A 24,548-nucleotide genomic window follows, 5' to 3' on the forward strand; every position below is an offset into this window, starting at 1 on the left:
CCATGCCCTCCGCGTCCGCAGCTCTCTCGTCGCTCGCGGAGGGGGCCGCTCGTCGCGCTCCCGTCCGCCGGATCGGCGCCCGGACGTTCGACTTCTCGTCGAGCGTGGCCGTCATGGCGGTGGTCAACCGCACCCCCGACTCCTTCTACGATCGCGGCCGCACCTTCGGGCTCGAGAGCGCCGTCGACGCGTGCGAGGCGGCCGTCGCGGCGGGCGCCGACTGGATCGACATCGGTGGTGTCCCCTTCGCACCCGGTCCGCCGCTGTCCGCTGAGGACGAACTCGACAGGGTCCTTCCGGTCGTCACGGCCGTCCGCGAGCGATCGGACGTCGTGATCTCGGTCGATACGTTCCTTCCCGCGGTCGCTCGTGCGTGTATCGCGGCGGGTGCCGACGTCATCAACGACACGACGGGTCTGTACCACCCCGAGATCGTGCCGGTCGTCGCCGACAGCGCCGCGACGCTCGTCATCACCCACAGCCTCGCCGCGCCGCGCACCGTGTACCCCCGCCCCCGCTACGACGACGTGGTGCGCGAGGTCGCGGCGTTCCTCGAGCACCGCGTGGACCGAGCGATGACCGGCGGGATGCCGGAGGAGCGGCTCGTCATCGATCCCGGGCACGACCTCAACAAGAACACGCTGCACAGTCTCGAGCTCACTCGCCGGCTCGCTGAGATCACCGCGATCGGGCTGCCGACACTTGTCGCCGTGTCGAACAAGGACTTCGTCGGGGAGAGCATCGACGCGCCGAAGAGCGAACGGCTCGAGGGCTCCCTCGCCGCGATGGTGCTGTGCATCGCCCAGGGAGCCCGGATCGTCCGCATGCACAACGTCGCCGAGGCCGTCGCGGCCGTGAGGATGACCGAGGCGATCCTCGGGTTCCGGGAACCGGCGGTGCTGCGGCACAACACGGGAGACGCCAATGAGTGAGGCGGCTCTCGACCGGGTCTGGTCTCCGGGCGGCTCGATCGGGCGGGACACGGGCGACCACGACGTGCTCGGCTGGTACGAGGAACGGGTTCCGACGGACGGCGCTCCCTGGCTGCGGGTGAACTTCGTCTCGAGCGTCGATGGTGCCGTGACGGTCGACGGCCTCTCGGGCGGCCTCGGGTCCGCCGCCGATCGGCGCGTCTTCGATCTCCTGCGGGTGGCGTGCGATGTCGTCGTCGTCGCGGCCGGAACGGTCCGTGCCGAGGGCTACGGCCCCCTCGTCGTCGACGATCACCATTCGCGCCTGCGTACATCGCTCGGATTCGCGGCTCAGCCGCGCTTCGGCATCGTCTCGAACTCGCTCGATCTCGATCCTGACGACCGCATCTTCCGCGACGCCCCCGTACGCCCGTTGGTCCTGACGTCGCGGGCCGCGGACCGGGGAAAGGCCATCGCACTCGAGCGCGTCGCCGACGTGATCGAATGCGGGGACGAGAACGTCGATGGAGCGGAGTTGCGTCGTGCTTTGTGGGCGCGCGACCTCCGTCGCATCCATTCGGAGGGCGGCCCCGCGCTGTTCGGCGAACTGATCCGCAGCGACGCCGTCGACGAGGTCTGTCTCACCGTGACGCCGCTGCTCGCGGGAGGCGATGCCGGCCGCATCGCGTCGGGCGCTGTGCCCGACGTGCCGCGGGCGCTGAGGCTCGCCCACGTCGTCGAGGCGGACGGAGCACTGCTCCTGCGTTACGTCCGCTCCGGATCCTGACCCGGGCCACGACCACGGCCAACCGGTCTGTCAGGCGGCGATCGTGTCCGCGTCGAGGATCGTGTAGCTGTAGCCCTGCTCGGCGAGGAATCGCTGTCGGTTCTGGGCGAAGTCCTGATCGACCGTGTCGCGCGCGACGAGGGTGTAGAAACTCGCGGGGATGCCCGACTCCTTCGGCCGCAGGAGTCGGCCGAGACGCTGCGCCTCCTCTTGGCGGGACCCGAACGATCCCGAGACCTGGATCGCGACCGTGGCCTCCGGTAGATCGACTGAGAAGTTCGCGACCTTCGAGACGACGAGAATCTTCTCCTCCCCGACCCGGAAGGCCTGGTAGAGCCGCTCCCGCTCGTCGATGGGGGTCGAGCCGGTGATGCTCGGCGCACCGAGCGTCTGCGCGATCTCGTCGATCTGATCGAGGTACTGGCCGATCACGAGGATGCGCTCGCCGTCGTGCCGGTCGATGAGGCGCCGCACGACGTCGAGCTTCGCAGGAGCGGTCGCGGCGAGCCGGTATCGCTCGTCGTCGGCGGACGCGGCGTAACTCATCCGGTCGCTCGCGGGCAGATCGACCCGGACCTCGTAGCACGTGGCCGGCGAGATGTAGCCCTGGGCCTCGATCTCCTTCCAGGGCGCATCGAAGCGCTTGGGCCCGATGAGGCTGAACACGTCGCCCTCCCGGCCGTCCTCGCGCACGAGCGTCGCGGTCAGGCCGAGTCGTCGGCGGGCCTGTAGTTCGGCCGTCAGCTTGAACACCGGGGCGGGGAGCAAGTGCACCTCGTCATAGATCACGAGGCCCCAGTCGAGGGCGTCGAGGAGAGCGAGGTGGGCGTACTCGCCCTTCCGCTTGGCGGTGAGGATCTGGTAGGTAGCGATCGTCACCGGTCGCACCTCCTTGGTCTCCCCCGAGTACTCGCCGATCTCCTCGGGGGTGAGGCTCGTACGACGGAGCAACTCGTCGCGCCACTGTCGAGCCGACACGGTGTTCGTGACGAGGATGAGCGTGGTCGTGGCGGCCGTCGCCATGGCACCGGCTCCCACGATCGTCTTGCCGGCGCCGCACGGCAGCACGACGACTCCGGAGCCTCCGTCGAAGAAACTCGACACCGCTTGCGACTGGTAGTCGCGCATCGACCACCCCGACTCCGCGAGGTCGATCGCGTGCGGAGTCCCCGGCGTGTAGCCGGCGAGGTCCTCCGCGGGCCATCCGAGCTTCACGAGCTCTTGCTTGAGCTGGCCGCGGGCCCACGCGTCGACGAGGAAGACGTTGGGCGCGGGGTGCCCGATCAGGAGCGGGGCGATGCGCTTGGCGCGTGAGACTTCGGCGAGTACGGCCTCATCCGTCGAGCGGAGGACGAGAGCTCCGTCGTCGCCGCGCTCGATGACCAGGCGGCCATAACGGGACACGGTGTCCTCGATGTCGATCACGACGCTCTGCGGCAACGGGAACTTCGAGAAGCGCTCGAGGGTGGCGATCATGTCGGCGGCCTCGTGTCCCGCCGCGCGTGCGTTCCACAGCCCCAACCGGGTGATCCGGTAGGTGTGGACGTGCTCCGGCGCGCGTTCCAGCTCGGCGAAGACAGCGAGTTCGTGGCGCACATCGTCTGCCTGGGGGTGGGCGACCTCGAGCAGTACGGTGCGGTCGCTTTGGACGATGAGCGGGCCGTCGGACATGAGGGTCAAGTCTAGGCGGCGTTGCGGGTCGTGGGTGCACGGGAGTGGCCGAGCGGCCGGTGGAGGGGTGTGGTCGTACACACCTCGACGGTCAGTTCGGGAGAACCGAGACGATGCTGCGCACGGGAACGGTGCGCTCCACATCGGCCTTCGCGTCCCGCCCCCGCAAGCGACCCCCTGACAGTCCCGTGGCCTCGAGTCGGAACTCACGATCGGACCCGTCCGGGAAGCGGACGACGACCGTGATGGTGCTGCGTCGCTTCACGGCCTCGTCGAGTTGCCGCGAGAGCCACGCGGCGTCGGTGGCCTCGCCCTCGGCGCCCCTCGACGATCGCAAGCGTTCGAGAAGGCCGCCCGTTTCCGCGGACGTCCTCGACCGTTCCGTCGCGAGTCGCTCCCGGCCGAGCAGGACGATCGAGCCGTCGAGGCTCTCCGGAGCAACGGGGTAGCGGGCGTCCTGGAGCGCCCAGAACACGACGTCCGGTGGCAACGTCGTCTCGAGGCGATCCGTCACCCCGGGAGACGGGGTCCGGAGTGCGAGGGGTGAGAGCGCCTGATCGACGCCGATGGCGGCGAGGTAGTCGCGATCGGACGAGCGGACGTAGGACGTCCCGGTCGCATTCGCGCCATCATGGGGCGAGAACGGACCCACGCGGATGAGACCGTGACGCGACGCGGCCTCCGACACGACGTACTCGACGGGCTGAGGGACTCCCGAGAGGGAGACGGAACGGAGGAATCCGAGGATCTCGTCCCGGGTGGAACCGTTTGAGAGGGCCCGACCGACGCTCTGCGGCGACAACCGGTAGGTCGAGGCGTGTGAGCGTGACTCCAGGTCGGTCATCGTCCGGAGTGTTCGGTCGAGTCCCGCGACGAGTGGGCCCGGCGCGATGATCGTGAGGTCGTTCTGGACGTACACCTTGTCGACCTCGCCGGGCAGGTCCGGCGCGAGGACGGCCGTCGCCGCGCCGACTCCGCGGGTGAGGAGAGCGATCGCGACAGGGCTCCACACGCCACCGACGGTGAGCCCGAGGATGTCGGAACGGGCAGCGAGTCGCTCGACGCGGCTCGCGAGCCAGTCGCCGCCTGCGGGGAACCACCACCGCGCGAACGCCTCGAGCCGTTCTCCGAGCTGACCATGCCGCGTCGAGGTCATGACGGCGAGGATCTCGGGGGAGATGCTCGAGAGCCACGATTCGGCGAGCGTCCGCCAGCGCTCGCCGATCCCGAGACGGAGCCACTCGAGACCGGTCCTGGTGACGAGCCACGAGCGGTCCTCGAGCGCGACGAGGCCCGCTGCGCCGGCGAGCTCGATGAGACGTCCGACCGCGTCGACGTCCGCCCCGATCACCGTGGACAGATATCGAGCGTCCGGGAGGGAGAGTCCACCCCGCCCGAGTTCGCGGGCGGGGTGGCGCAGTAGGGCATCGAGGAGGTCGCCGGTTCGCGCCGAGGCGAGGAACGCTCGTTCCACGGCGACCGCGGAGACGGTCGCCGCATCGGCGGTCGGCGAGATCGCGCTCGGTCGGGGCGCGGAGAGGAGCGCGTCGAGGGCCAGGGAGCCGTCGTCGACGGCGTGCAGGGCTGCCCCCACTGCATCGATCGGGACGTCCAGGTCCTCGACGAGGAGAAGGCCGGCGGTCTCGGCTCGCGACCGAGCCGCCGCGAGGTCGTCGGCGTCCCACTGCACGTCACCCCCTCGTCGATCCACGAGGGCGATGAGTTCCTCGAACGCGAAGGGGCGCGCCAGTTCGGCGGCGGCGGTGAGTACCACGAGGGTTCGGCGGTCGAGGCGCCGGACGGTGGCTTCCAGTCGGGACCGGTCGAGGAGGTACTCGGCGAGATCGAACAGGTCGGAGATGTGCGCGTCGTCCGGGACGCCGCGAGCGGCCAGGAGGGCGGAGAGTCTGTCGTCGTCCCAGCGGCGGAGTGCGCCCGCGAGCGCGAGAGTGTCGGTCACTCCGGCCTGCTCGCCGGCACACGCATGGTCAACTCCGCTCGCTGTCCGCTTGACGCGCCGTTCGGGCCCGGCGAACCGTCGCGACGATGAGCAGGGTCAACAGGATGAGGAAGGCGACCGGGAGTCCGAAGTACGGCGTCATGGCGACGACGGGCCAGACGCTGCCGCCGAAATCGGTGGTCCCGACCCACGTGGCGATGAGCACGACGACGAGGCAGACGACGGAGACGAGGGAGACGCCGACGAGCATGAACGTCAGGATGCGTTCGAAACGCGTCGGGCTCGGCGTCGTCGGAGGGGTCACGCTGTCAGGATATGCCCAACGCGTCCGGCTCGGGGGCCGACCTCCCCATCGCGTCGCGTGCGACCGCGGGACTTCGGGCCACCGCCCGACTAAACTGGGAGGGCGGCGTGAGCGTCGTCCGCTCCTGGGATGATCCAGGGGTGACACCCCCCGACGCCGACACGATCGGCGTTTCGATCCACAGCGAGGTTCCCCCATGCCCACCGGCAAGGTCAAGTTCTACGACGACGACAAAGGCTTCGGCTTCATCGCCGGAGACGACGGAAACGAGGTCTTCCTCCACGCGTCGGCTCTGCCCGCCGACGTCACGAGCGTCAAGACGGGGACGCGACTCGAGTACGGCATCGCCGACGGCAAGCGGGGAGCGCAAGCACTCTCCGTCCGCCTTCTCGAAGCTCCGCCGCGCCTCGCGAAGATGAAGCGCAAGTCCGCGGACGACATGGCGATCATCGTCGAGGACCTCGTGAAGCTTCTCGATGGCCTCGGAGCCGGTCTCCGCAAGGGGCGGTACCCCGACGGTCCCCACGCGCGCAAGGTCGCGGCGGTGCTCCGCCGCGTCGCCGACGAGCTCGATGTCTGACGCCGACACGGCGGCCGCGGGGGAGGCGCCCTCGGAGTCGGCCACGGAGGACGCACTCGGGTCGCGCGAGATCGTCGCCGACGAGGTGCTCGTCGGTGCGCGCGCGCTGGCTCGCGCCGCACTCATCGAGACGACGCCGGAGCAGACGGTCGGAGAGGACGCCGGACACATCGTCGAGGCCGAGCATGTGCTCTCGGTGCGGTTCGCGAGCAGGCTCGACGGCTACGTCGGCTGGTTCTGGACCGTCACGATCGCCCGAGTGGATGACGCGGATCCGACCGTGCTCGAGGTGTCGCTGCTGCCAGGGGAGGGCGCTCTCGTCGCTCCCGATTGGGTCCCGTGGTCCGAGCGACTCGCCGACTGGCGCGCCTCGCAGGAAGAGCCTGCGGTCTCCGATGAGGCGATCGGCGAGAGCGACGAGGCGGACGACGACGAGGTAGACGACGACGAGGTAGACGAGTCCGATCTCGTGGCCGACGATGATCTCGACATCGACGAGGTGGACATCGACGACGCGGATTCGGACGACGACGACGACGATGACGACGACGATGACGATGACGATGACGACACCGACGATGACGATGACGATGACGATGACGACACCGAGGAGTACGACGGTCGTCGACGCTGACGCTGAGGATGCGGAACGGGCCGGCCGCGATGCGACCGGCCCGTTCTCATTCCCCCATGCTCAGAGGGCGTCGACGACGAACTCGATCGAACGCACGAGCTGCTCGACGTCCGAAGGCTCGATCGCGACGAACGTGGCGACGCGCAGCTGGTTGCGCCCGAGTTTCCGATAGGGCTCGGTGTCCACGATCCCGTTCGCACGCAGCGCCTTCGCGACCGCCGAGGCATCGACCGACTCGTCGAAGTCGATCGTGACGACCACGTTCGAGCGCGCAGCGGGCTCCTCGACGAACGGCGTCGTGTAAGCGGTCCGCTCGGCCCAGTCGTAGAGCGTCGCCGCGGACGTCGCCGTGCGCTCGCTCGCCCACGGCAGCCCGCCGTTGCCGTTGATCCACTCGAGTTGCGCCCGCAGCATGACGAGCGTCGCGATCGCGGGCGTGTTGAGGGTCTGTTCGAGACGGGAGTTGGAGACCGCGTTCGCGAGCGACAGGGTCTCGGGGATGTATCGGTCACTCGCCGCGATCCGTTCGATGCGATCGATCGCCCCGGGGGATACGGCGGCGAACCAGAGGCCGCCGTCGGAGGCGAAGTTCTTCTGCGGCGCGAAGTAGTAGACGTCGGTCTCGGCGATGTCGACGGACAGACCACCCGCGGCGCTCGTCGCGTCGACGACCGTGAGCGCGCCGGCATCGCCGTTCACTCGGCGGACGGGTGCCATGACGCCCGTCGACGTCTCGTTGTGCGGCCAGGCGTAGACGTCGACACCCTCGACCGGCTCGGAGGCCACGAGGCTCCCGCCCGGGACCTTCCGGACGTCGGGGGCCTCGAGCCACGGAGCGGCGGCGGCGGTCGCGAACTTCTGGCCGAACTCACCGAACGCGAGGTTCTGGCTCCGACGCTCGATGAGCGAGAAGGCCGCGGCGTCCCAGAACGACGTCGAGCCGCCGTTCGCGAGGAGGATCTCGTAGCCGTCGGGGAGGCGGAAGAGGTCCGCGAGCCCCCGACGCACGTCACCGACGAGCGACTTGACCGGCGCCTGGCGGTGCGACGTGCCAAGGAGCAGCGTGCCCGCGTCCTGCAGCGCGGCGATCTGCTCCGGGCGGACCTTCGAGGGGCCGCAGCCGAATCGTCCGTCGGCGGGCAGGAGGTCACGGGGGATCACGAGCTCAGGCATGGCTCGATTCTAGGGCCGAGGCGCTGTGCGTCGCGGTTCGTGACGTGCGCAGGAGCGGCCCGTCGAAACAGTAGGCTGGGGGTCGCATGCGTGAATTCGAAGGGGATGTCGATGACCGACCTTATTGACACAACGGAGATGTATCTCCGCACGATCCTCGATCTCGAGGAGGAGAACATCGTCCCCCTGCGCGCGCGCATCTCGGAGCGTCTCGGTCACTCGGGACCGACCGTCTCGCAGACCGTCGGTCGGATGGAGCGCGACGGCCTCGTCGTCGTCTCGGGCGACCGCCACCTCGAACTGACCGAGCAGGGGCGCCGACGCGCGGTGCACGTGATGCGCAAACACCGCCTCGCCGAGCGGCTCCTGAGCGACGTGATCGGGCTCGAGTGGGAGTTCGTGCACGAGGAGGCCTGCCGCTGGGAGCACGTCATGAGCGAGCAAGTGGAGCGCAAGCTCCTCGAGGTCCTCGACCACCCGACGGAGTCGCCGTACGGCAACCCGATCCCGGGACTCGAGGAGCTCGGAGGCCCGCGAGCGGCCGTCTTCACCGAGGGTCTCTCGAACGTCGTCGACGTCGTGCGCTCGGCCACCGGTCCCGTTCTCGCGACGGTCCGGCGTCTCGCCGAGCCGGTGCAGTTCGAGCCGGAACTCCTCCTCCAGCTCAAGCAGGCCGGAGTCACGCCGGGGGCCACCGCCACCTTCTCGCCGTCGGGCTCCTACGTCCTCGTCCGGGTGGAGGGGCACGGAGACGGCCTCGAGCTCCCCGCCGAGGTGGCCGGCCACATCTACGTCGCGGTCCTCTCACCCATCACGGCCGAATAAGCCCTGGTCACGGCGAGATTCGTTGTTATCTTTCCGTTACCTTCGCGTTAATGGTGTCCGGGAGGACGTGCGTTTCCGCTGATCGTCGCGTATTCTCGGTGAAGTCCAAAGGTCAGAAGCCGACCGACGGACCCCCTGCGAGTCGTCCCGAGACTCGTCACCTCGTGGGGAGAAGCCACCACCTTGGTCGTGACGAGAGCTGCCCTTCACGGGCTCGGGACGCCGGAGGTCACCCTATTGGTCCTGTCAGCTCCCTCGACGCCAGGCAACCCGGACGACGCGATTCGCAACGACCGTGATGCTCCGGAGCTCCCCTCGCGTCGCTCGTTGCGTCGTGACGTCCCCGCGACCACGTCGACCCGGCAGCAGCGCTCCGCCCCCTCGGTCCCGTCGGTGAACGCGCGAGCGTCGGCTCCGGCCGGCTCGGGCGCCTCTGGGCGTGTCCCCGCCCGCACCGCTCCCGCCTCGGCCGTGAAGCAGAGCCCGGCGCGCAAGTCGTTCCGCTCGACGGCCATCGTTGCCCTCGTCGTCCCCGGCTTGTTCGCCACCGTGGCCCTTCCCGCGTACGCGGTCGCCCCCGACGCTGCGACGACCGAGAGCGTGCACTCGTACGCGCAGCAATCGGCGCAGACCCTCGTCGTCTCGTCGGCAGCGCAGACACTCACCGTGAATCGCGACGTCTACGGCGCTACGACCCCTGAGGAGATCGCGGCGATGAAGGCGGCCGAAGAGGCCAAGAAGGCGGCTGCGGCGGCCGAGGCCGCGCGCAAGGCCGCCGCGGAGGCCGGCCTCACGAGCGGTTCCGGTGGCTCCGGTGGCTCCGGAGGCTCGGCCATCTTCGGCGCGATCGCCGGCTCAGGCCAGGTGCGCTACCCGCTTGCCGTCACGGCGACCATCGGCGACGGTTTCGGTTCGCGCGGCGGCGCTCACAACGGTGTCGACATGTTGTGCCCTGGGGGCACGGCCATCGGCGCGATCGCCGACGGAACCGTCCGCATCTCGACGGAGAGCTACTTCGGGTATGGAGTCGCCGTCGTCATCGACCACGTCATCAACGGGCAGACGGTCAGCACCCTCTACGCTCACATGACCTATGGCACGCGCGCCGTCCAGGTCGGTCAGAAGGTCAGTGCCGGCCAGATCATCGGACAGGTCGGAAGCACCGGTCGATCGACGGCCAACCACCTCCACCTCGAGGTGAAGATCAACGGCTCGCTCGTCGACCCGATGGCCTGGCTCCGCGCGAACGGCGCGGCCTGACCCAGTCCGGCGCGACGGCGTCGCCGATCGTCTCGCGAGTCTTCATGATTGCTGAGAATCGTTACGGTTTCGTGACCAATCACGCTCGACAATTCGACGCGGCCGTGGTCGGCGCCTAAGGTTGATCGAGTTCGCGCGCCTCCCGACGCGCGAACCGCGACCCGGGTGCCCGTTCCTCGTCCCGGTGATCGACCCGAGAACCACACAACGAGGCGGTCGGCTCGAGCCGCTCCGGGCGGGCAGTGGAGAATCACTCGTGAGCCTTTCCGACTCCCACCGTTCCCGCCGCCCGGTGCCGCCGCTCGCCGATTCACGCGCGGCTCGTCGAGACGTCGAGCGCCGGTTCCGGGCAGCATCGCGAGTGAAGAAGCTCCGCGCCCGCGCCATCAGTGCGGCCATCGTCGCCGGAATGTTCAGTACGACGGCGCTTCCCGCCTTCGCGACGGGCCCAGGGCCTGAGACGCCGACGACGTTCGAGTCGGCGCGCCTCGAGACGCAGTCGCTCACGCTCGATGGCGGCGCCGATCTCGCCGGAGCCGACGCGGGAGGCTACGGCGCCACGAGCACGGAAGAGCTCGCCGCGGCACGGGCGGCCGCTGAGGCCGAGCAAGCCGCCGAAGCCGCCGAAGCCGCCGCCCAGGCGGCCGCCGCGGCTGCGGCGTCGTCCTCGTCTGGGTCCGCTTCGACGGGTTCCGGATCCGTCGCGAGTGGCTCCGTGCCCACGCCGTCCTTCAGCCTCGACGCGGTGTTCCAGGCTGCCCTGCAGTATCGGGGCACTCCGTACGTCTTCGGCGGCTCGACGCCCTCGGGCTTCGACTGCTCCGGGTTCGTGATGTACGTCTACGCGAAGTTCGGCATCAGCCTGCCGCACTCGGTGAGCGGTCAGGCCGCGGTGGGCACGCGCATCCCACTGTCGGAGGCGCGCCCGGGCGACCTCGTGATGATGTCGGGCCACGACGGGTTCTACGCCGGGAACGGAATGATCCTCGACGCGCCGCGGCCGGGCAAGGTCGTCCAGATGCGCCCCATCTGGACGAGTGACTACTCGATCGTCCGTATCGCCGGTTGACGCGCGTGCGGTCGCGCGGACCCCGTGAACACTGCGTGACGACACGTCGACGTTCGACGGGTTCCGTTCGGTTTCCGTCCCCCTCGGGGGTACTCTGATGCTCTGACACTTCTCGAGGAGAAGGGGAGCCGAATGGACAGGGTCACGGGTATCCACCCCACGGATGCGCGCGGCCTGTACGTCCTGAAGCATTTCAGCCAACTGTGCCTCGGTCTCGAGCCGAGCGAATGAAGGGCGCCGTCTACGTGACGGTGCCCTTTTCTGTTGCCTGAAATCCCCGTCCCCTCGTCTCGTGTCGGTGCAGTTCGAATTACCGGAAACCCAAGCGGCCGTTCGAGAGGAACAACCGATGCGCACACTGGTGCTGAATGCAGGATACGAACCACTCGCCGTGGTGTCGTTCAAGCGGGCCCTCATGCTCGTGATGAACGACAAGGCGACCGTCGTGGAGGTCGACACCGGTCACCCGGTGTGGGCGGCCTCCGGGTCGTGGGATCGGCCGAGCGTGATCGTCCTGACGCGCTACGTGCGCATCCCGCACGCCCGGCGCGTGCCGGTCACGCGACGCGGCGTCCTCCGCCGGGACGGGAATCACTGCGGCTACTGCGGCAAGACGGCGACCACGATCGACCACATCCTGCCGCGCTCCCGCGGGGGCGAGGACTCGTGGGAGAACCTCGTCGCGTGCTGCCTCAAATGCAACAACCTCAAGAGCGACCGGACTCCGGCCGAGATGGGGTGGCAGCTGCGACTGACGCCGAAGACGCCGCACGGGCCGACGTGGGCCGTGCGCGGCGTCGAACGGACGACTCCCGTCTGGGACCGCTACCTCGACGTCGGCTTCGCCGCCTGACGCGACGAACGCCCCGCCCGGGGCTGGGCGGGGCGTTCGTGTGCGGGACGTCAGTCCGTGGTGTGCTCGCGACGTGCGCGAGCGATCACGATGACCGCTCCTGCGAGGAGGAGGGCGATCGCGGAGCCGACGAGCCAGGGCGCGACGGTCGCTCCGGTGACGGCGAGGTCGTCGCCGGCGGAGTCTCCGGCCGCGTCGTCACCGTCGGCGGGGGAGTCGCCGTCCGAGTCTCCCGGAATTGTCGGGCCGTCCGGACCCGTTCCCGGGAGAGACGGCTCCGGTGTCGGCTCGGCGGGCGCCGCGGCGATCGCGAAGTCGAGCGCGACGGCGTCCGATGCGCGCGCACCGAGTGCCTGGAACACGGAACCGTCGTAGTCTCCGGCGGCGAGAGGGCCGGCGAACGAGACCGTCCAGGTCCCGTCCTCAGCGACCGTCGTCGAACCCATGAGGTCGCCGGCGGCGCGGGCCGCGGCGTCGACGGGAGCGTCAGCGATCGTGACCTCGGCGCCCGGGAAACCGGTGCCCGAGAGCTCCGTCAGCTCCGTATCCCACGGCAGGGTGCCCGTGGGCGCGTCGACGCTCAGGGTGCTGAGATCGGCGCGCTGAGTGAGCCACTCGGCCGGGCCGGTCGCGTGGTCGAGGACGCGCGTCTCGCCGATGCAGCCGTTCCAGCCGTTGCGGGCGGCGTTGTCGACGAAGTCGGCGCCGAAGAGCCACGTCGTGTTCTCGTTGATCGACTGTCCGAGCGTGTCGGTGGCGTTGCGGAGCACGGGGGCGCCGTCGACGTACATCGTCGTGGTGCTCGTGCCGGGGTCGTTGACGATCGCGACGTGAGCCCAGCTCTCCGTCATGATCTCGCCGGACCACGCGGTGCGGTCGCCCTTCGTCGTCTCGACGGGGACCTCGGTGTACTGGAACTCGCGGAGGTTCGAGATGCCGAGCGCGGCGGGGGACGCGGTCAAATCCCACTGCGACCACGGCATGCCGGGGAGCTCGGAGCGGTTGCCCGAGCGGACAATGGCCTTCGACCAGCCGTTCTTGTCGGCGGTCCAGCTGTCGTCGAGCTTGAGGAAGGTCTCGAGGGTGTAGCCGTCCTCGAAGGTCTCATCGTTCGCGGGGGCGTCGACGGCCGTCTCGAGGTAGCTGAAGCGACCGGCGGCCTGGTCGGCGTTCGAGAAGCACATCGCCGCTCCGTCCGACGAGTACCCGTGCACGTCGTCCTTCACGATCGTGACGTCGCCGACCTCGGCGGTCGTGGAGCCGGACTCCTCGAGGGTCGCCCGGGTGAGGTCGTTGCCGTTCGCGACGTCGGGGACGACGCCGCCCTCGGGCAGCACGCCCTCGTCGAGCGAGCCCATGCGCCAGTGCGCGACGGTGCCGTCGGCCTCGAGGTAGTCGAGGGAGTTGCCCGGGAGTTCCGTGGAGACGGGGTCCGGGCCCTCGAAACCGTCGAGGAGGATGTCCCGCGCGACCTGCGTGAGCTTCGGCTGCGTCGGCTCACCCGCAGTGAAGGAGGGGTCGAACGCGGCGAAACGCTCCGCGAAGTCGATGTCGATCGTGAACTGCTGACCCGGCGCCTCGAGGAAGGGCTGGTCGTAGCTCGTCAGGGTCTCCTGCGGCTTCGCGACGACCCACGGCGAGGCCGTCTGCACGTTGATCGCGTTGCCCGTGAGGTCGAACTCCATGAGCCCGAGGTAGCCGTTCCCGCCCTCGTACGCCATCTGGTAGTCCATGAGGACCTGAGTGACGGGGTGACCGGCGTTGTTCATCTTCGTCTGCTTCGTCGCGCCGTGGAAGTGGCCGTTGAGCGTGAGGAAGATCTGGTCACTCGGTGCGATGAGGTCCGTCCAGAGCTTGTCGCCGTACTCGGTGTCGCGCGGCGTCTCCTGGTCGGCGTCGATGTTGAGGAGCGAGTGGGTCGTGAGGATGACCGGCACGTCGGGGTGCGCCGCCATCGCATCACGCGCCCACTGGAAGGTCTGCTCGGACGCACGCCACGTCATGGCGAGCACCATGAACTCCTGGCCCTCGGCCTCGAACACGTGGTACTGGCTGAGTCCCGTCGGGTCGCTGCCCTCGAACGTCGAGACGCCCGCGGCGCGGTCCGGCCCGAACCAGTCGAGGAACGGCTCGTTGGCGAGGTCGTAGTCGACGTCGCTCAACTGGTCGTTCGAGTTCCGGACGTCGTGGTTGCCCGGGAGGATCGAGTAGGGGAGCGGAGCCTCGTCGAGCGTGCGCATCGCGACGTCGGCTGCCTCCCACTCACGCGTCGTGCCGACGCGGTCGACGACGTCGCCGAGGTGCGCGACGAACGGGATGTTGAGCGCGTCGGCGTTCTCCGCGAGGAACTCGGTCTGCACACGGAACGGGTCGGTGCCGTAGCGGGGCACGAACTGGTCGGAGGAGTAGCGCGAGTAGAACTGCGTGTCGGGAAGCACGGCGAACGTGAAGCGCGACGCGAGGTCTTCCGGAGCGGCGACGGCGGGGGTGCCGGGGGCCGCGGCGAAGAGGCTCAGCGCGACCGCGCCAGCGGCCGCTGCCGCGGTTCCGCGAGCCGCGAGCCGGCGTCGACCGGATCCGCCCACGTGGGCGGAGGGGGATGAATGCACAGGGGTGTCCTTCGGAGTGTGTCGAGTGGAGGTGAGCGCTCCCGATGGGAACGTGCCAACGCTTCCGGCTCGCCGTGAACCCCGCGTGACCCGCGTCGCGCCCGCACCTGTCCCGTGGGTGAACGCCGGGTACGTGGAGGGGATCATCCGGGCGTGCGCGCTCGATCCGCGGCTCTGCCGCCATGTGAGGTAGTCACTTTGAGCGGTTTACGCCTCGTAGACGCGACGCAAACCGCTCAAAGTGACTACCGAGGACGGCGGCGCGCGAGCGACCGCGGACTTATGGTGGCGAGGAACGCGTCCGATAGACTCGAGGACGCCGGCCTCTGTAGCTCAATGGAAGAGCACCTCCGTCCTAAGGAGTTGGTTGGGGGTTCGAGTCCCTCCAGGGGCACCAAATGTTCGTCTCGAGAACCCAGAGCCGAATGTGGGCGTCGCTCCGCGCAATCCCGCCGACGAGGCTCCCGTAGCCCGTGGTCAGGACGCGGGCGGCGGGCCCGATGACGCTCGGACGATGAGCTCGTGCGTCGTGGCGATGGTTCGCGGCTCGTCGATCGGCGGCCGCAGGATCAGGGCGACGGCGTGCCGTCCCATCTCGAACATCGGGATGCGCGCCGTCGTGAGCGCCGGGGCGACGTCCGCGGCGACGGCGATGTCGTCGAATCCGACGACCGACATGTCCTCGGGCACGCGGATCCTGTTGTTCCGGAGTTCGCCGAGGATCCCGATGGCCATCGCATCGTTCAGTCCGACGATCGCCGTGACGTCCTGGTCGAGGAGATCGCGCGCGCCGGCGATTCCCCCTTCCCTCGTGAATGGGTGGGAGACCACGGTCAGCGTCGCGCCCGCGTCGCTCAGGCCCGCGCGGAGACCGGCGACGCGATCGGCCACGGTGTTGAGGTCGAGCGGGCCGGCGACGACGCCGACACGGCGGTGCCCGAGTTCGGCGAGGTGACGTCCCATCGTCACGCCGGCACCGTGGTTGTCGGGGAGCACGGAATCCACGGGGAGGTGGTGGCGTCCGATCACGGCGGCCCGACCGCCCCCGAGGGTGAACTCCGCCAGAGTCTCCGCCATGGTGGCCTCGCGAGTCGTGTCGGCGTACCCGGAGCCGGCGATGATGATCGCGCCGATCCTCTGCCGCAGCAGCGCCTGTACCTGGGCGAGTTCGTTCTCCGGGGTGCGCTCCGCCTGTGCGATCTGAACGGAGCGGCCTTCGAGGGAGGCGCTGCGGATCACGCCGCTGGCGATGTCGGCGAAATACGGATCACCGATCTCGTGCACGACGAGGCCGATCGTCGGCACAAGCCCGCCAGCAAGCCCACGCGCATGCATGTTGGGTTCGTACCCGAGCTGCTGTGCGACGCGGCGGACATGGGCGGCGACATCGGGGGAGATACCCGAACCTCCGCTGATCGCGCGCGACGCGCTCGCGAGGGAGACCCCGGCGGCCTCGGCCACATCGACGAGTCGCGGCAGACCTGCTCGCTTCATGCTCTCCTCCGCCCGCCGAACAGAGTCGCAGCTGCAGTTGCGCTTCCTGTTGCTCTCGTTCCAGACCTCCCACTATAGTGGCGGAAGCGCTTACGAAAGCGCTTCCGCTACGATGACGTAGGAGGGCAACGATGCCTGCACCACAGTACGGTTCACGGATCGTCGGGGCGATAGCGATGGCATCCATCGCCGCCATCACTATCTCGGGTTGCTCGGGAGGCGGTGGCGGCCAGGGCGGGGGAGGATCGGACGATCCGATCGTCATCGGCATCTCGCTCCCCCTGACCGGAGACTTCTCCGAGCCCGGGAAGGGCGTGGAGCGCGGCTACGAGGCGTGGCGCGACATCGTCAACGAGAACGGCGGACTGTTGGGCCGACAGGTCGAGTTGAAGATCCTCGACGACCAGTCCAATTCCGACCGAGTCGTCTCGGACTACGAGTCGCTCATCGCCCAGGACGGCGTCGACCTCGTGTTCGGCCCGTTCTCCACCCGCCTCGTGGTGCCGTCGGCCCGCGTCGCGCAGGAGTACGGGATGCTGTTCGTCGAACCGGCCGGCGCCGCCGCCGAAGTCTTCGAGCAGGGGTTCGACAACCTCTTCTACGCGGCCCCCGCGGTCGCCAACGACCACTACAACAATCTCGCCGACTACTTGCTCGCTCTCCCGGCTGAGGACCGCCCGGAGACCGCCGCCGTCGCGTCAATGGACGATCCGTTCGCCCAGGGAACCGCCTACGGTCTGAGGGACAAGCTCGAAGCGGGCGGTGTCGAGGTGCTCGTCAATGAGGTCTACCCGCCCAATACCACCGACTTCTCCACCATTGCGGCGAAGATCGCGCAAGCGGACGCCGACATCGTGATCGGCGGCACCCAGTATCAGGACGCGGTCAACCTGATCATCGCGCTCCAGCAGCTCGACTACCAGCCGGAGCTCGCCGCGTTCTCCACCGCCCCCACGAACCCCGAGTTCGCCGCAGCCATCGGAGACGCGACAGAGGGCATCCTCGCTCCCACCGGCTATTCGCCACAGTCGGAGTTCGAGAGCAACGTCGAGTTCGTCGAGAAGTACACGGAGATGCACGGCAACCCGCCGTCGGAGGACGAGGCGAACGCGTACACGACCGGTCAGGTCGTCGCCGCCGCCGTGGAGGCCGTCGGTTGTGCCGAGCAGGGCGAATGCCAGCAGGAGCTCATCGACTGGCTGCGAGACAACACGGTCGACACGGTCGTCGGACCCCTCAGCTGGGACGAGACGGGAAAGCCCACCGGCGCGCACCTGATCCAGCAGTGGATCGGCGGGGAGATCCTGATCGTCCTCCCCGAGGACGTCAAGGAGGCCGACTTCCTCTTCCCGAAGCCGGCGTGGTGATCCGCCCATCGTGAGTGCATCGCTCCTGCTGCAGGCAGTCATCCTCGGCGTGCTGCTGGGAGGGCTCTACGCCCTCCTGGCGGCGGGCCTCACGCTCTACTTCGGGATCATGCGCGTCGTGATGATCGCGCACGCCGCCTTCCTCGTCCTCGCCGCTTACCTCGCGTGGTGGATCAATCGTGAGATGGGCATCGATCCTCTCCTCTCCCTCGTCGTCACCGTCCCGCTCTTCTTCGTCATCGGGGTGCTGATACAGCGACTGCTCGTCTCGCGTCTGAAGCCCCTCACCCTGACGATGATGTCGGTGCTCCTCACCTTCGCCGTCGCCCTCGTGATCGAGGGAGGACTCGGCTTCCTCTTCACCGGCACCCAGCGCCGAATCCCGCTCTCCTATGCCAGCGACAGTCTCAACCTCTTCGGCGCGCAGGTGCCGGTGGTGAAACTGATCGCCTTCGGTCTGGCGGCGCTGTCGCTCGCATTGCTGTTCCTCCTGCTGAAGTACACGCGGTTCGGTCAGGCGCTGCGTGCCACGATCCAGCATCCCGAAGCCGCCCGGCTCGTCGGAATCAACACCGACCGCGTCGCGGGCTACGGCTTCGGGTTGGGGCTCGCCACCGCGGCGATCGGTGGCACCGCGCTCTCGCTCGACGCCACGATCTATCCGTCGCTGCACTGGCACTGGATCGGACCGCTCATGGCGATCATCGTCGTCGGCGGACTCGGCAGCATCCCGGGAGCAGCCATCGCGGCGCTCGTCCTCGGCGTCGCCCAGAGTCTCCTGCAGCTTCCGATGGGTCCGACGTGGGCGCAGACCGTGTTCTACATCGCTCTGTTCCTCACCCTCATGTTCCGCCCGCAGGGATTCTTCGGAGGTCGACTTGCCAAGCGCTTCTAACCCCGGCCCCGTGATCACCGAGACGATCGTGGTCGCCCCGTCCGCCCCCGTCCGCCCGTCGTGGTCGAAGTGGGTCCGCATCACACTTCTGGTCGTGGGAGCAGCGCTCGTGCTCGCCTTCCCGACGATCGCGCCGAACCCGTACATCCTGTCCGCCGGCGTCGTGATCCTGAACTACGCCGTGCTGTCCACGGGATGGAACTTCATGGGCGGTTTCACGGGGTACATCTCCCTCGGGCACGCCGCCTACTTCGGGCTCGGCGCATACGGCACCGCGTTGCTGATCAGGAACTTCGCGCTGCCGAGCTTCCTGGCCTGGTTCGTGGCGGCCCTGCTCGTGGCGATCATCGCGATCCCCGTCGGGATCGCCGCTCTCCGGGTCCGCGGTGCGTCGTTCGTGATCGTGTCGATCGCCTTCGTCCTCATCCTGCTCCTGGTCTTCCAGAGCTGGCGTGACGTGACCGGGGGCTCCGAGGGATTGACCGTTCCGCGCCCGTTCCCCGACCTTCTGAGGCCCGAGCACCACCGCGTGTTCTACTACCTGTTCGCGGCACTGCTCGCCGTCGCGCTCGCCGTCTGGTGGATCATCGACCGATCGAAATTCGGGACGGCGCTCAAATCGATCCGAGAGGACGAGGACAAGTCCCAGTCCCTGGGCGTCCCGACGACCCAGTACAAACTCATCGCCTACGTCCTGTCCGCCGTCTTCGTCTCCTTCGGTGGCGGGCTGTACGCGCTCTGGTTCGGCGACCTCGACCCGATCTTCCAGTTCTCGATCCTCATCGGCTCCTACATGGTGCTCATGGCGCTCCTCGGAGGGGTCCGCAACCTGTTCGGCCCGCTGCTCGGCGCCGTCGTCGTCGGTTCCGCCCTCGAGTACTTCAAGCTCGAGTTCGGAGACACACAGTTCCATCTCATCGCCACCGGAATCCTGCTCGGCGTCGTCGTGCTCTTCATGCCGGACGGCATCATCCCCGCGGTCAAGGCGCTCTTCACCCGGTCGTCGAACCAGGCGTCGATCCGAGAGGTCACCGCCGGAGAACTGCTCGAAGAGAACCGGGCGCGAAGTGCGGAGACGGTTCCACCACGACGTCCGGACGCGTCCGGAGAGGAGACCCCATGAACGCCCAGCGAGACCACGGCGCGACCGCGGTGGACAACCTTCGCACGGTCGACATGACCAAGACCTTCGGAGGCGTCACCGCCGTCGACGGTGCCTCCGTGCAATTCCAGGAGGGCAAGGTCAACGGGCTGATCGGCCCGAACGGGTCGGGCAAGACGACCTTCTTCAATTGCGTGACCGGCATGATCAAACCGGATTCGGGAAGCGTCCTCTACCGGGACAAGACGATCACGCGTCAGTCCCCCGACCGCATCGCGCGTGCCGGGATCGGCCGGAGCTTCCAGTTGTGCCGGGTGTTCCCGCGGATGACGGTCATGGAGAACCTGCTCGTCGCCGTCCGCCACACGAGCATCGGGCGGCAGTTGCGCTCGGCCCGGGACGAGGAGGAACTGGAGCGCGCACGCGGCTGGCTCCGTCGGGTCGGCATCGACCACCTCGAACACGCTGAGGCGCGCAACCTGAGTTACGGCCAGCAGAAGCTCCTCGAACTCGCGGGAGTCCTCATGGGCGAGCCCGACACGATCATGCTCGACGAACCGGCCGGCGGCGTGAACCCCGCGCTCATCGGGCGCATCTCGACCCTCGTGCGGGAGCTCAATGCGGAGGGCAAGACCTTCATCATCGTCGAGCACAACATGGAGATGGTCATGAGTCTCTGCGACCACGTCGTGGTCTTCGATCGTGGTCGACCGATCGCCGAGGGCGCTCCCGAGATCATTCAACGCGACCCGCGAGTCCTGGAGGCCTACCTTGGAGTCTGAATCGAAGAACCTCCTCGAACTGCACGACATCGAGGCCGGATACGGGCGCGCAGCCCTCGTCCTCCGCGGTCTGTCCGTCGTCGTGCCGCCGTCCTCCGTCGTGTGCCTCGTGGGGCCCAACGGCGCGGGCAAGTCGACGGTGCTGAAGGTGGCGAGCGGGATGCTCGTTCCGCGGTCGGGCAGCATCCGCATCGACGGGCGGGACGTCACCGGGGACGGGCCGCAACGGATGCTGCAGAACGGGTTGGCGCACGTCCTCCAGGGACACAGCGTCTTCCGGGAGATGACCGTGGGTGAGAACGTCATGCTCGGTGCCTTCACCGTCTCCGATGAGAAGGTCGTGCGGGAACGCGTCGAGTTCGTCCAGAACCTCTTCCCCATCGTGGGGGAGCGGTGGAAGCAGCTGGCCGGCCTGCTCTCGGGCGGCCAGCAGAAGCAGGTCGAGTTCGCCAGATCCCTCATGGTCAGTCCCAAGGTCGTACTGCTCGACGAACCCTCGATGGGTCTCGACCCCAAGACGACGGCGAAGGTCTTCGAGCAGGTGGCGCGGATGCGCGACGCCGGAACGGCGGTACTCCTCGTGGAACAGAATGCACGGCGTGCCCTGGAGACGGCCGACATCGGCTGCGTGCTCGACCTCGGTCGCGTGCACATCTCCGGCCCGGCTGCGGAACTGCTCGCGGATCCGACTCTCGCCGACCTCTATCTGGGCGGTCAGCCCTCCTCCGGCACGGACGCGTCGACGCGCTCCTGAGCCGCGCGGACGCTGCCGCACCATCGATCACACAGACGGAAGAACGGAACGAAGATGTCCCTCCCCACCATCGCCTCGACCGAGGCTACGACTCCCGCCACGCGCGAGCTCGGCATCATCATGAACGGCGTCTCGGGCCGCATGGGCTACCGCCAGCACCTCGTGCGATCGATCCTCGCGATCCGCGACCAGGGCGGATTCGAACTCGCCGACGGAACGAAGGTCACCGTCACACCACTGCTCGTGGGACGGAACGAGACGAAGCTCGCCGAACTCGCCGAAAGACACGGCATCGAGGACTACACCACGGACCTCGACGCGGCTCTCGCCGACCCACGTTGGGACATCTACGCAGACTTCCTTCTCACGAAGGCGAGAGCCGCTGCGATCCGCAAGGCGATCGCAGCGGGCAAGACGATCTACACAGAAAAGCCGACGGCCGAATCGCTCGAGGAGTCTCTCGAACTCGCCCGTCTCGCCCGCGACGCCGGGGTCAAGACGGGGGTCGTGCACGACAAGCTGTACCTCCCAGGCCTGCAGAAGCTCAAGAGACTCGTCGATTCCGGCTTCTTCGGCCGGATCCTCAGTGTTCGCGGAGAATTCGGCTATTGGGTGTTCGAGGGCGACTGGCAGCCGTCGCAACGGCCCAGCTGGAACTACCGTGCCGAGGACGGCGGCGGGATCATCGTCGACATGTTCCCGCACTGGAACTATGTGCTCGAGGGCCTGTTCGGTGCGGTCGAGACGGTCTACGCCCACGCGTCGACGCACATCCCCACGCGCTGGGACGAGAACGGTGAACCGTACGCGGCCACCGCGGAGGACGCCGCATACGGCATCTTCGAGCTCGAGGGCGGCGTGGTCGCGCAGATCAACTCGTCGTGGACCGTTCGGGTGGATCGCGACGAACTGGTGCAGTTCCACGTCGACGGCACCCTCGGCTCAGCCGTGGTGGGACTGTTCGGTGCGAAGATCCAGCACCGGAACGCCACACCGAAGCCGGTGTGGAATCCCGACCTCGCCGACGATCACGACTACGAGGCCGACTGGGCTCCGGTGCCGTCGAACGATGTGTTCCTGAACGGCTTCCGGCAGCAGTGGGAGGAGTTCCTCGCGTCGTGCGTGCTCGGAACCGAGTACGAGTACGATCTCCTCGCCGGTGCCCGGGGGATGCAACTGGCCGAAGCGGGGCTGCGCTCGGCGCGCGAGGGGCGGAAGATCGCACTCGCTCCGCTCTCGCTGGACTGAGTCGCCATGTCGCGCCTCACTCGCCTCACCCTCCTCTCGCCCGACGGCAGCACATCGGCCGTCGATCTCGCCGACGCCCCTGGACATTCCCGGCCGGACGGGGCGTTGCGCAGTCGCGTCGCGTACGCCGCAGCGCACGTCGTGCCGACGATCTCGGCCGACAACACCCCGGGCAGTCCCGCAGTGATCGACTGGGATTCGACCCTCGCCTTCCGACGCCACGCGTATTCGTGGGGGTTGGGAGTCGCGGACGCGATGGACACCGCGCAGCGGAACATGGGCCTCGACGCTGCCGCGACGCGTCAGTTGATCGAGCGGTCCGCGGAGGTCGCTCGCGAGGAGGGCGGCTCCGTCGTCGTGGGGGTCAACACCGACCACGTCGAGGACGAGCGGATCTCGATCGGGGCCGTGACGGACGCGTACAAGGCGCAGCTCCACTTCACGGAGGATCAGGGGGCCGGGCCCGTTCTGATGGCGTCGCGTCATCTGTCCCGCGCTGCGTCGACGGCCGAGGACTACCGGCGTGTCTACCGCGACGTGCTGAGCGCCGCCACGACGCCCGTCGTGCTGCACTGGCTCGGCACGGCGTTCGACCCGGCGCTCGAGGGGTACTTCGGGTCGACGGACTGGCGAGCGGCGGCGGAGGTCCTCGTCGAGATCATCGGCGAGAACGCCGACAAGGTCGCGGGCGTGAAGATGAGCCTGCTCGACGCGGCGGCGGAGGTCTCGGTCCGCGAGCGCCTGCCGGACGGTGTGCGGATGTTCACGGGTGACGACTTCAACTACGTCGGACTCATCGGAGGAGCTGACGTCCCGAGCGCTCCGCAGCCCGAGCGCGACCCGACGTCCACTCGACAGCATTCGGACGCGCTCCTCGGCGCCTTCGCCGCCCTCACGACGGTGGCCTCCGCGGCGATCCAGGCCCTCGACGCCGGCGACTCCGATCGGTACCTCGAGATCCTCGCTCCCACGGAGGAACTGAGTCGACACATCTTCGCCGCGCCGACCTTCTACTACAAGACCGGCGTGGCCTTCATGGCGTGGCTGAACGGTCACCAGCGCGCCTTTCAGCTCGTGGGTGGCCTGCACTCGGCGCGGAGCCTGCCGCATCTGTCGCGCATCGTCGAATTGGCCAATGCGTGCGGAGCGCTCGAGCGGCCGGAGCTCGCCGCCGAGCGCTGGCACGCGTTGCTCCGCGTGAACGGCGTCGACGTATGAGCGCGCCGGACCCCCGTCTGTCGATCAACCAGGCGACGATCAGGAGAGCGGACCTGCGCACGGCGCTCGACGTCACGCGCGGGGCGGGCGTGGAGGCCATCGGGCTGTGGCGTGAGCCGGTCAACGCCGTGGGGCTCGCCACCGCGACGTCGATGCTCGCGGATTCGGGTCTACGCTTCACGACGCACTGTCGCGGTGGGTTCTTCACGGTTCCCGACGGCGATGCCCGCCGAGCGGCGATGGACGACAATCGCGCCGCGATCGAGGAGACGGCAGCGCTCGCGGCGGCGGGAGCACCCGGGTCGACTGCTGTGCTCGTTCTCGTCGCCGGAGGGCTTCCCGCGGGATCGCGGGACATCTCCGGGGCGCGTGAGCGTGTTCGCGACGCGATCGCCGACCTGGCTCCCTCGGCCGCGGCGGCCGGAGTGACGCTCGCGATCGAGCCGTTGCATCCGATGTATGCCACGGACCGCTGCGTCGTCTCCACACTCGGTCAGGCGCTCGACATCGCCGCGGACTTCGATGCCGCCGTCGTCGGCGCGGCCGTCGACACCTTCCACATCTTCTGGGATCCCGACGTCCTCACTCAGATCGCCCGGGCCGGTCGCGACGGTCGGATCGCGACGTTCCAGGTGTGTGATTGGAAGACGCCGCTTCCGGCCGACGTGCTTCTGAGCCGCCATTATCCCGGAGAGGGCGTCATCGATCTCGCCGGTCTGGCGTCGGCGGTCGTCGCCACGGGCTACGAGGGTGACATCGAGGTCGAGATCTTCAACGCCGAGATCTGGGCGGACTCACCCGAGAACGTCGTGCAACGGACGGTGGACGCCTTCACCGCCGCCGTCTCGCCGTCCCTCCGACGGATCCCGTCGGGCAAGTGACCGTCGGCAGGTGTCCCATCTCTTGCCCCGTCCTCCGCCCCGCGGTATTCTGACGAAAGCGATTACGAAAGCGCTTACGTCTCCGCGATCCGCTCCTCACACCTCCCCGCTGCAGTGCCGCCCCGGGACGAGGGCACGACCTTTTCCATCGGCACGACACCACCAACGACG

General features: G+C 68.6%; 22 protein-coding genes and 1 tRNA gene. 17 read left to right on the top strand and 6 right to left on the bottom strand.

The features are described 5' to 3' along the window. Positions 1 to 2 precede the first annotated feature (2 nt). Both folP and ELQ92_RS07025 read left to right on the top strand, forming a co-directional pair. Positions 3 to 932, top strand: coding sequence for a dihydropteroate synthase (gene folP, locus ELQ92_RS07020; protein WP_128498283.1), 930 nt, complete (start codon positions 3 to 5; stop codon positions 930 to 932). Further along, on the top strand, positions 925 to 1,698 hold the full coding sequence (locus tag ELQ92_RS07025) for a pyrimidine reductase family protein (protein WP_128498284.1): 774 nt from the start codon (positions 925 to 927) through the stop codon (positions 1,696 to 1,698). Before folP ends, ELQ92_RS07025 begins: the two co-directional genes overlap by 8 nt. Positions 1,699 to 1,728: 30 nt before the next feature. Here the strand turns inward: ELQ92_RS07025 and ELQ92_RS07030 are convergent, their stop codons facing one another. The 3 genes from ELQ92_RS07030 to ELQ92_RS07040 all read right to left on the bottom strand — a co-directional run bounded on the left by ELQ92_RS07030 (position 1,729) and on the right by ELQ92_RS07040 (position 5,633). Continuing rightward, complete coding sequence (locus ELQ92_RS07030) at positions 1,729 to 3,369, bottom strand: DNA repair helicase XPB (protein ID WP_128498285.1); 1,641 nt, start codon at positions 3,367 to 3,369, stop codon at positions 1,729 to 1,731. 91 nt (positions 3,370 to 3,460) lie between these two features. Continuing rightward, a complete protein-coding gene (locus ELQ92_RS07035; protein ID WP_128498286.1) occupies positions 3,461 to 5,329 on the bottom strand; it encodes a helicase-associated domain-containing protein in 1,869 nt (622 codons plus the stop codon). 28 nt (positions 5,330 to 5,357) lie between these two features. Then, the gene (locus ELQ92_RS07040; RefSeq protein ID WP_128498287.1) at positions 5,358 to 5,633 is read right to left on the bottom strand and encodes a multidrug ABC transporter ATPase; all 276 of its coding nucleotides are present in this window, start codon (positions 5,631 to 5,633) and stop codon (positions 5,358 to 5,360) included. 196 nt (positions 5,634 to 5,829) lie between these two features. On the opposite strand from ELQ92_RS07040, the gene ELQ92_RS07045 reads away from it, so the two are divergent. Together ELQ92_RS07045 and ELQ92_RS07050 are read left to right on the top strand one after the other, a co-directional pair. Further along, positions 5,830 to 6,213 (top strand): cold-shock protein, encoded by a 384-nt coding sequence (locus ELQ92_RS07045; protein WP_128498288.1) that lies wholly within the window; start codon positions 5,830 to 5,832, stop codon positions 6,211 to 6,213. Continuing rightward, positions 6,206 to 6,847 (top strand): DUF3027 domain-containing protein, encoded by a 642-nt coding sequence (locus tag ELQ92_RS07050; protein ID WP_128498289.1) that lies wholly within the window; start codon positions 6,206 to 6,208, stop codon positions 6,845 to 6,847. Before ELQ92_RS07045 ends, ELQ92_RS07050 begins: the two co-directional genes overlap by 8 nt. A 60-nt stretch (positions 6,848 to 6,907) precedes the next feature. Here the strand turns inward: ELQ92_RS07050 and serC are convergent, their stop codons facing one another. Then, positions 6,908 to 8,020 carry a phosphoserine transaminase gene (gene serC, locus ELQ92_RS07055; protein WP_128498290.1) on the bottom strand — a complete coding sequence of 371 codons (1,113 nt, stop codon included), beginning with the start codon at positions 8,018 to 8,020 and terminating at the stop codon, positions 6,908 to 6,910. Positions 8,021 to 8,131: 111 nt separating this feature from the next. Between serC and ELQ92_RS07060 the strand changes: the two genes are divergently transcribed. The 4 genes from ELQ92_RS07060 (at position 8,132) to ELQ92_RS07075 (ending at position 12,027) form a co-directional block, all read left to right on the top strand. Beyond that, complete coding sequence (locus ELQ92_RS07060; RefSeq protein ID WP_128498291.1) at positions 8,132 to 8,845, top strand: iron-dependent transcriptional repressor DtxR; 714 nt, start codon at positions 8,132 to 8,134, stop codon at positions 8,843 to 8,845. Between the two features lie 189 nt (positions 8,846 to 9,034). After that, positions 9,035 to 10,105: a M23 family metallopeptidase gene (locus ELQ92_RS16250; RefSeq protein WP_243694912.1), complete on the top strand. Its 1,071-nt coding sequence runs from the start codon at positions 9,035 to 9,037 to the stop codon at positions 10,103 to 10,105. A 256-nt stretch (positions 10,106 to 10,361) separates the two neighbouring features. Then, positions 10,362 to 11,174 carry a C40 family peptidase gene (locus tag ELQ92_RS07070; protein WP_128498292.1) on the top strand — a complete coding sequence of 271 codons (813 nt, stop codon included), beginning with the start codon at positions 10,362 to 10,364 and terminating at the stop codon, positions 11,172 to 11,174. Between the two features lie 349 nt (positions 11,175 to 11,523). Beyond that, a complete protein-coding gene (locus ELQ92_RS07075) occupies positions 11,524 to 12,027 on the top strand; it encodes an HNH endonuclease (protein WP_128498293.1) in 504 nt (167 codons plus the stop codon). Positions 12,028 to 12,077: 50 nt separating this feature from the next. On the opposite strand, the gene ELQ92_RS07080 is transcribed toward ELQ92_RS07075, so the two are convergent. Further along, positions 12,078 to 14,636 carry a LamG-like jellyroll fold domain-containing protein gene (locus ELQ92_RS07080; protein ID WP_208004265.1) on the bottom strand — a complete coding sequence of 853 codons (2,559 nt, stop codon included), beginning with the start codon at positions 14,634 to 14,636 and terminating at the stop codon, positions 12,078 to 12,080. A gap of 322 nt (positions 14,637 to 14,958) precedes the next feature. Here ELQ92_RS07080 and ELQ92_RS07085 point away from each other — a divergent pair. Beyond that, positions 14,959 to 15,033 (top strand) — tRNA-Arg (locus ELQ92_RS07085). An 80-nt stretch (positions 15,034 to 15,113) separates the two neighbouring features. Here ELQ92_RS07085 and ELQ92_RS07090 read toward each other — a convergent pair. Beyond that, positions 15,114 to 16,130, bottom strand: a complete 1,017-nt coding sequence (locus ELQ92_RS07090; RefSeq protein WP_128498295.1) for a LacI family DNA-binding transcriptional regulator — start codon at positions 16,128 to 16,130, stop codon at positions 15,114 to 15,116. A gap of 131 nt (positions 16,131 to 16,261) precedes the next feature. Between ELQ92_RS07090 and ELQ92_RS07095 the strand changes: the two genes are divergently transcribed. Genes ELQ92_RS07095 through ELQ92_RS07130 form a run of 8 tightly spaced genes read left to right on the top strand, consistent with a single transcriptional unit; the run spans position 16,262 to position 24,377 of the window. Then, positions 16,262 to 17,497 carry an amino acid ABC transporter substrate-binding protein gene (locus ELQ92_RS07095; RefSeq protein ID WP_208004266.1) on the top strand — a complete coding sequence of 412 codons (1,236 nt, stop codon included), beginning with the start codon at positions 16,262 to 16,264 and terminating at the stop codon, positions 17,495 to 17,497. A 10-nt stretch (positions 17,498 to 17,507) separates the two neighbouring features. Continuing rightward, entirely contained in the window at positions 17,508 to 18,392 is an 885-nt protein-coding gene (locus tag ELQ92_RS07100) for a branched-chain amino acid ABC transporter permease (protein ID WP_128498296.1), read from the top strand. Next, positions 18,376 to 19,515 (top strand): branched-chain amino acid ABC transporter permease, encoded by a 1,140-nt coding sequence (locus ELQ92_RS07105; RefSeq protein WP_243694913.1) that lies wholly within the window; start codon positions 18,376 to 18,378, stop codon positions 19,513 to 19,515. The genes ELQ92_RS07100 and ELQ92_RS07105 overlap by 17 nt, the downstream gene beginning before the upstream one ends. After that, positions 19,512 to 20,276, top strand: a complete 765-nt coding sequence (locus ELQ92_RS07110) for an ABC transporter ATP-binding protein (RefSeq protein ID WP_208004267.1) — start codon at positions 19,512 to 19,514, stop codon at positions 20,274 to 20,276. Before ELQ92_RS07105 ends, ELQ92_RS07110 begins: the two co-directional genes overlap by 4 nt. Next, entirely contained in the window at positions 20,266 to 21,030 is a 765-nt protein-coding gene (locus ELQ92_RS07115) for an ABC transporter ATP-binding protein (protein WP_128498297.1), read from the top strand. Before ELQ92_RS07110 ends, ELQ92_RS07115 begins: the two co-directional genes overlap by 11 nt. A gap of 54 nt (positions 21,031 to 21,084) precedes the next feature. Further along, positions 21,085 to 22,278 (top strand): Gfo/Idh/MocA family protein, encoded by a 1,194-nt coding sequence (locus tag ELQ92_RS07120; protein WP_128498298.1) that lies wholly within the window; start codon positions 21,085 to 21,087, stop codon positions 22,276 to 22,278. Between the two features lie 6 nt (positions 22,279 to 22,284). Beyond that, entirely contained in the window at positions 22,285 to 23,496 is a 1,212-nt protein-coding gene (locus tag ELQ92_RS07125) for a dihydrodipicolinate synthase family protein (RefSeq protein WP_128498299.1), read from the top strand. Next, positions 23,493 to 24,377 (top strand): sugar phosphate isomerase/epimerase family protein, encoded by an 885-nt coding sequence (locus ELQ92_RS07130; protein WP_128498300.1) that lies wholly within the window; start codon positions 23,493 to 23,495, stop codon positions 24,375 to 24,377. Before ELQ92_RS07125 ends, ELQ92_RS07130 begins: the two co-directional genes overlap by 4 nt. The last annotated feature ends 171 nt before the right edge of the window (positions 24,378 to 24,548 follow it).

The sequence above is a fragment of the Labedella populi genome (assembly GCF_004078655.1).
Taxonomy (GTDB): Bacteria; Actinomycetota; Actinomycetes; order Actinomycetales; family Microbacteriaceae; genus Labedella; species Labedella populi.

Excerpts from the sequence above, each read along its gene's own strand:
- folP (WP_128498283.1), top strand. The coding sequence starts at position 3 with ATGCCCTCCGCGTCCGCAGCTCTCTCGTCGCTCGCGGAGGGGGCCGCT.
- ELQ92_RS07025 (WP_128498284.1), top strand. The coding sequence starts at position 925 with ATGAGTGAGGCGGCTCTCGACCGGGTCTGGTCTCCGGGCGGCTCGATC.
- ELQ92_RS07030 (WP_128498285.1), bottom strand. The coding sequence starts at position 3,369 with ATGTCCGACGGCCCGCTCATCGTCCAAAGCGACCGCACCGTACTGCTC.
- ELQ92_RS07045 (WP_128498288.1), top strand. The coding sequence starts at position 5,830 with ATGCCCACCGGCAAGGTCAAGTTCTACGACGACGACAAAGGCTTCGGC.
- ELQ92_RS07050 (WP_128498289.1), top strand. The coding sequence starts at position 6,206 with ATGTCTGACGCCGACACGGCGGCCGCGGGGGAGGCGCCCTCGGAGTCG.
- serC (WP_128498290.1), bottom strand. The coding sequence starts at position 8,020 with ATGCCTGAGCTCGTGATCCCCCGTGACCTCCTGCCCGCCGACGGACGA.
- ELQ92_RS07060 (WP_128498291.1), top strand. The coding sequence starts at position 8,132 with ATGACCGACCTTATTGACACAACGGAGATGTATCTCCGCACGATCCTC.
- ELQ92_RS07075 (WP_128498293.1), top strand. The coding sequence starts at position 11,524 with ATGCGCACACTGGTGCTGAATGCAGGATACGAACCACTCGCCGTGGTG.
- ELQ92_RS07090 (WP_128498295.1), bottom strand. The coding sequence starts at position 16,130 with ATGAAGCGAGCAGGTCTGCCGCGACTCGTCGATGTGGCCGAGGCCGCC.
- ELQ92_RS07095 (WP_208004266.1), top strand. The coding sequence starts at position 16,262 with ATGCCTGCACCACAGTACGGTTCACGGATCGTCGGGGCGATAGCGATG.
- ELQ92_RS07110 (WP_208004267.1), top strand. The coding sequence starts at position 19,512 with ATGAACGCCCAGCGAGACCACGGCGCGACCGCGGTGGACAACCTTCGC.
- ELQ92_RS07120 (WP_128498298.1), top strand. The coding sequence starts at position 21,085 with ATGTCCCTCCCCACCATCGCCTCGACCGAGGCTACGACTCCCGCCACG.
- ELQ92_RS07125 (WP_128498299.1), top strand. The coding sequence starts at position 22,285 with ATGTCGCGCCTCACTCGCCTCACCCTCCTCTCGCCCGACGGCAGCACA.
- ELQ92_RS07130 (WP_128498300.1), top strand. The coding sequence starts at position 23,493 with ATGAGCGCGCCGGACCCCCGTCTGTCGATCAACCAGGCGACGATCAGG.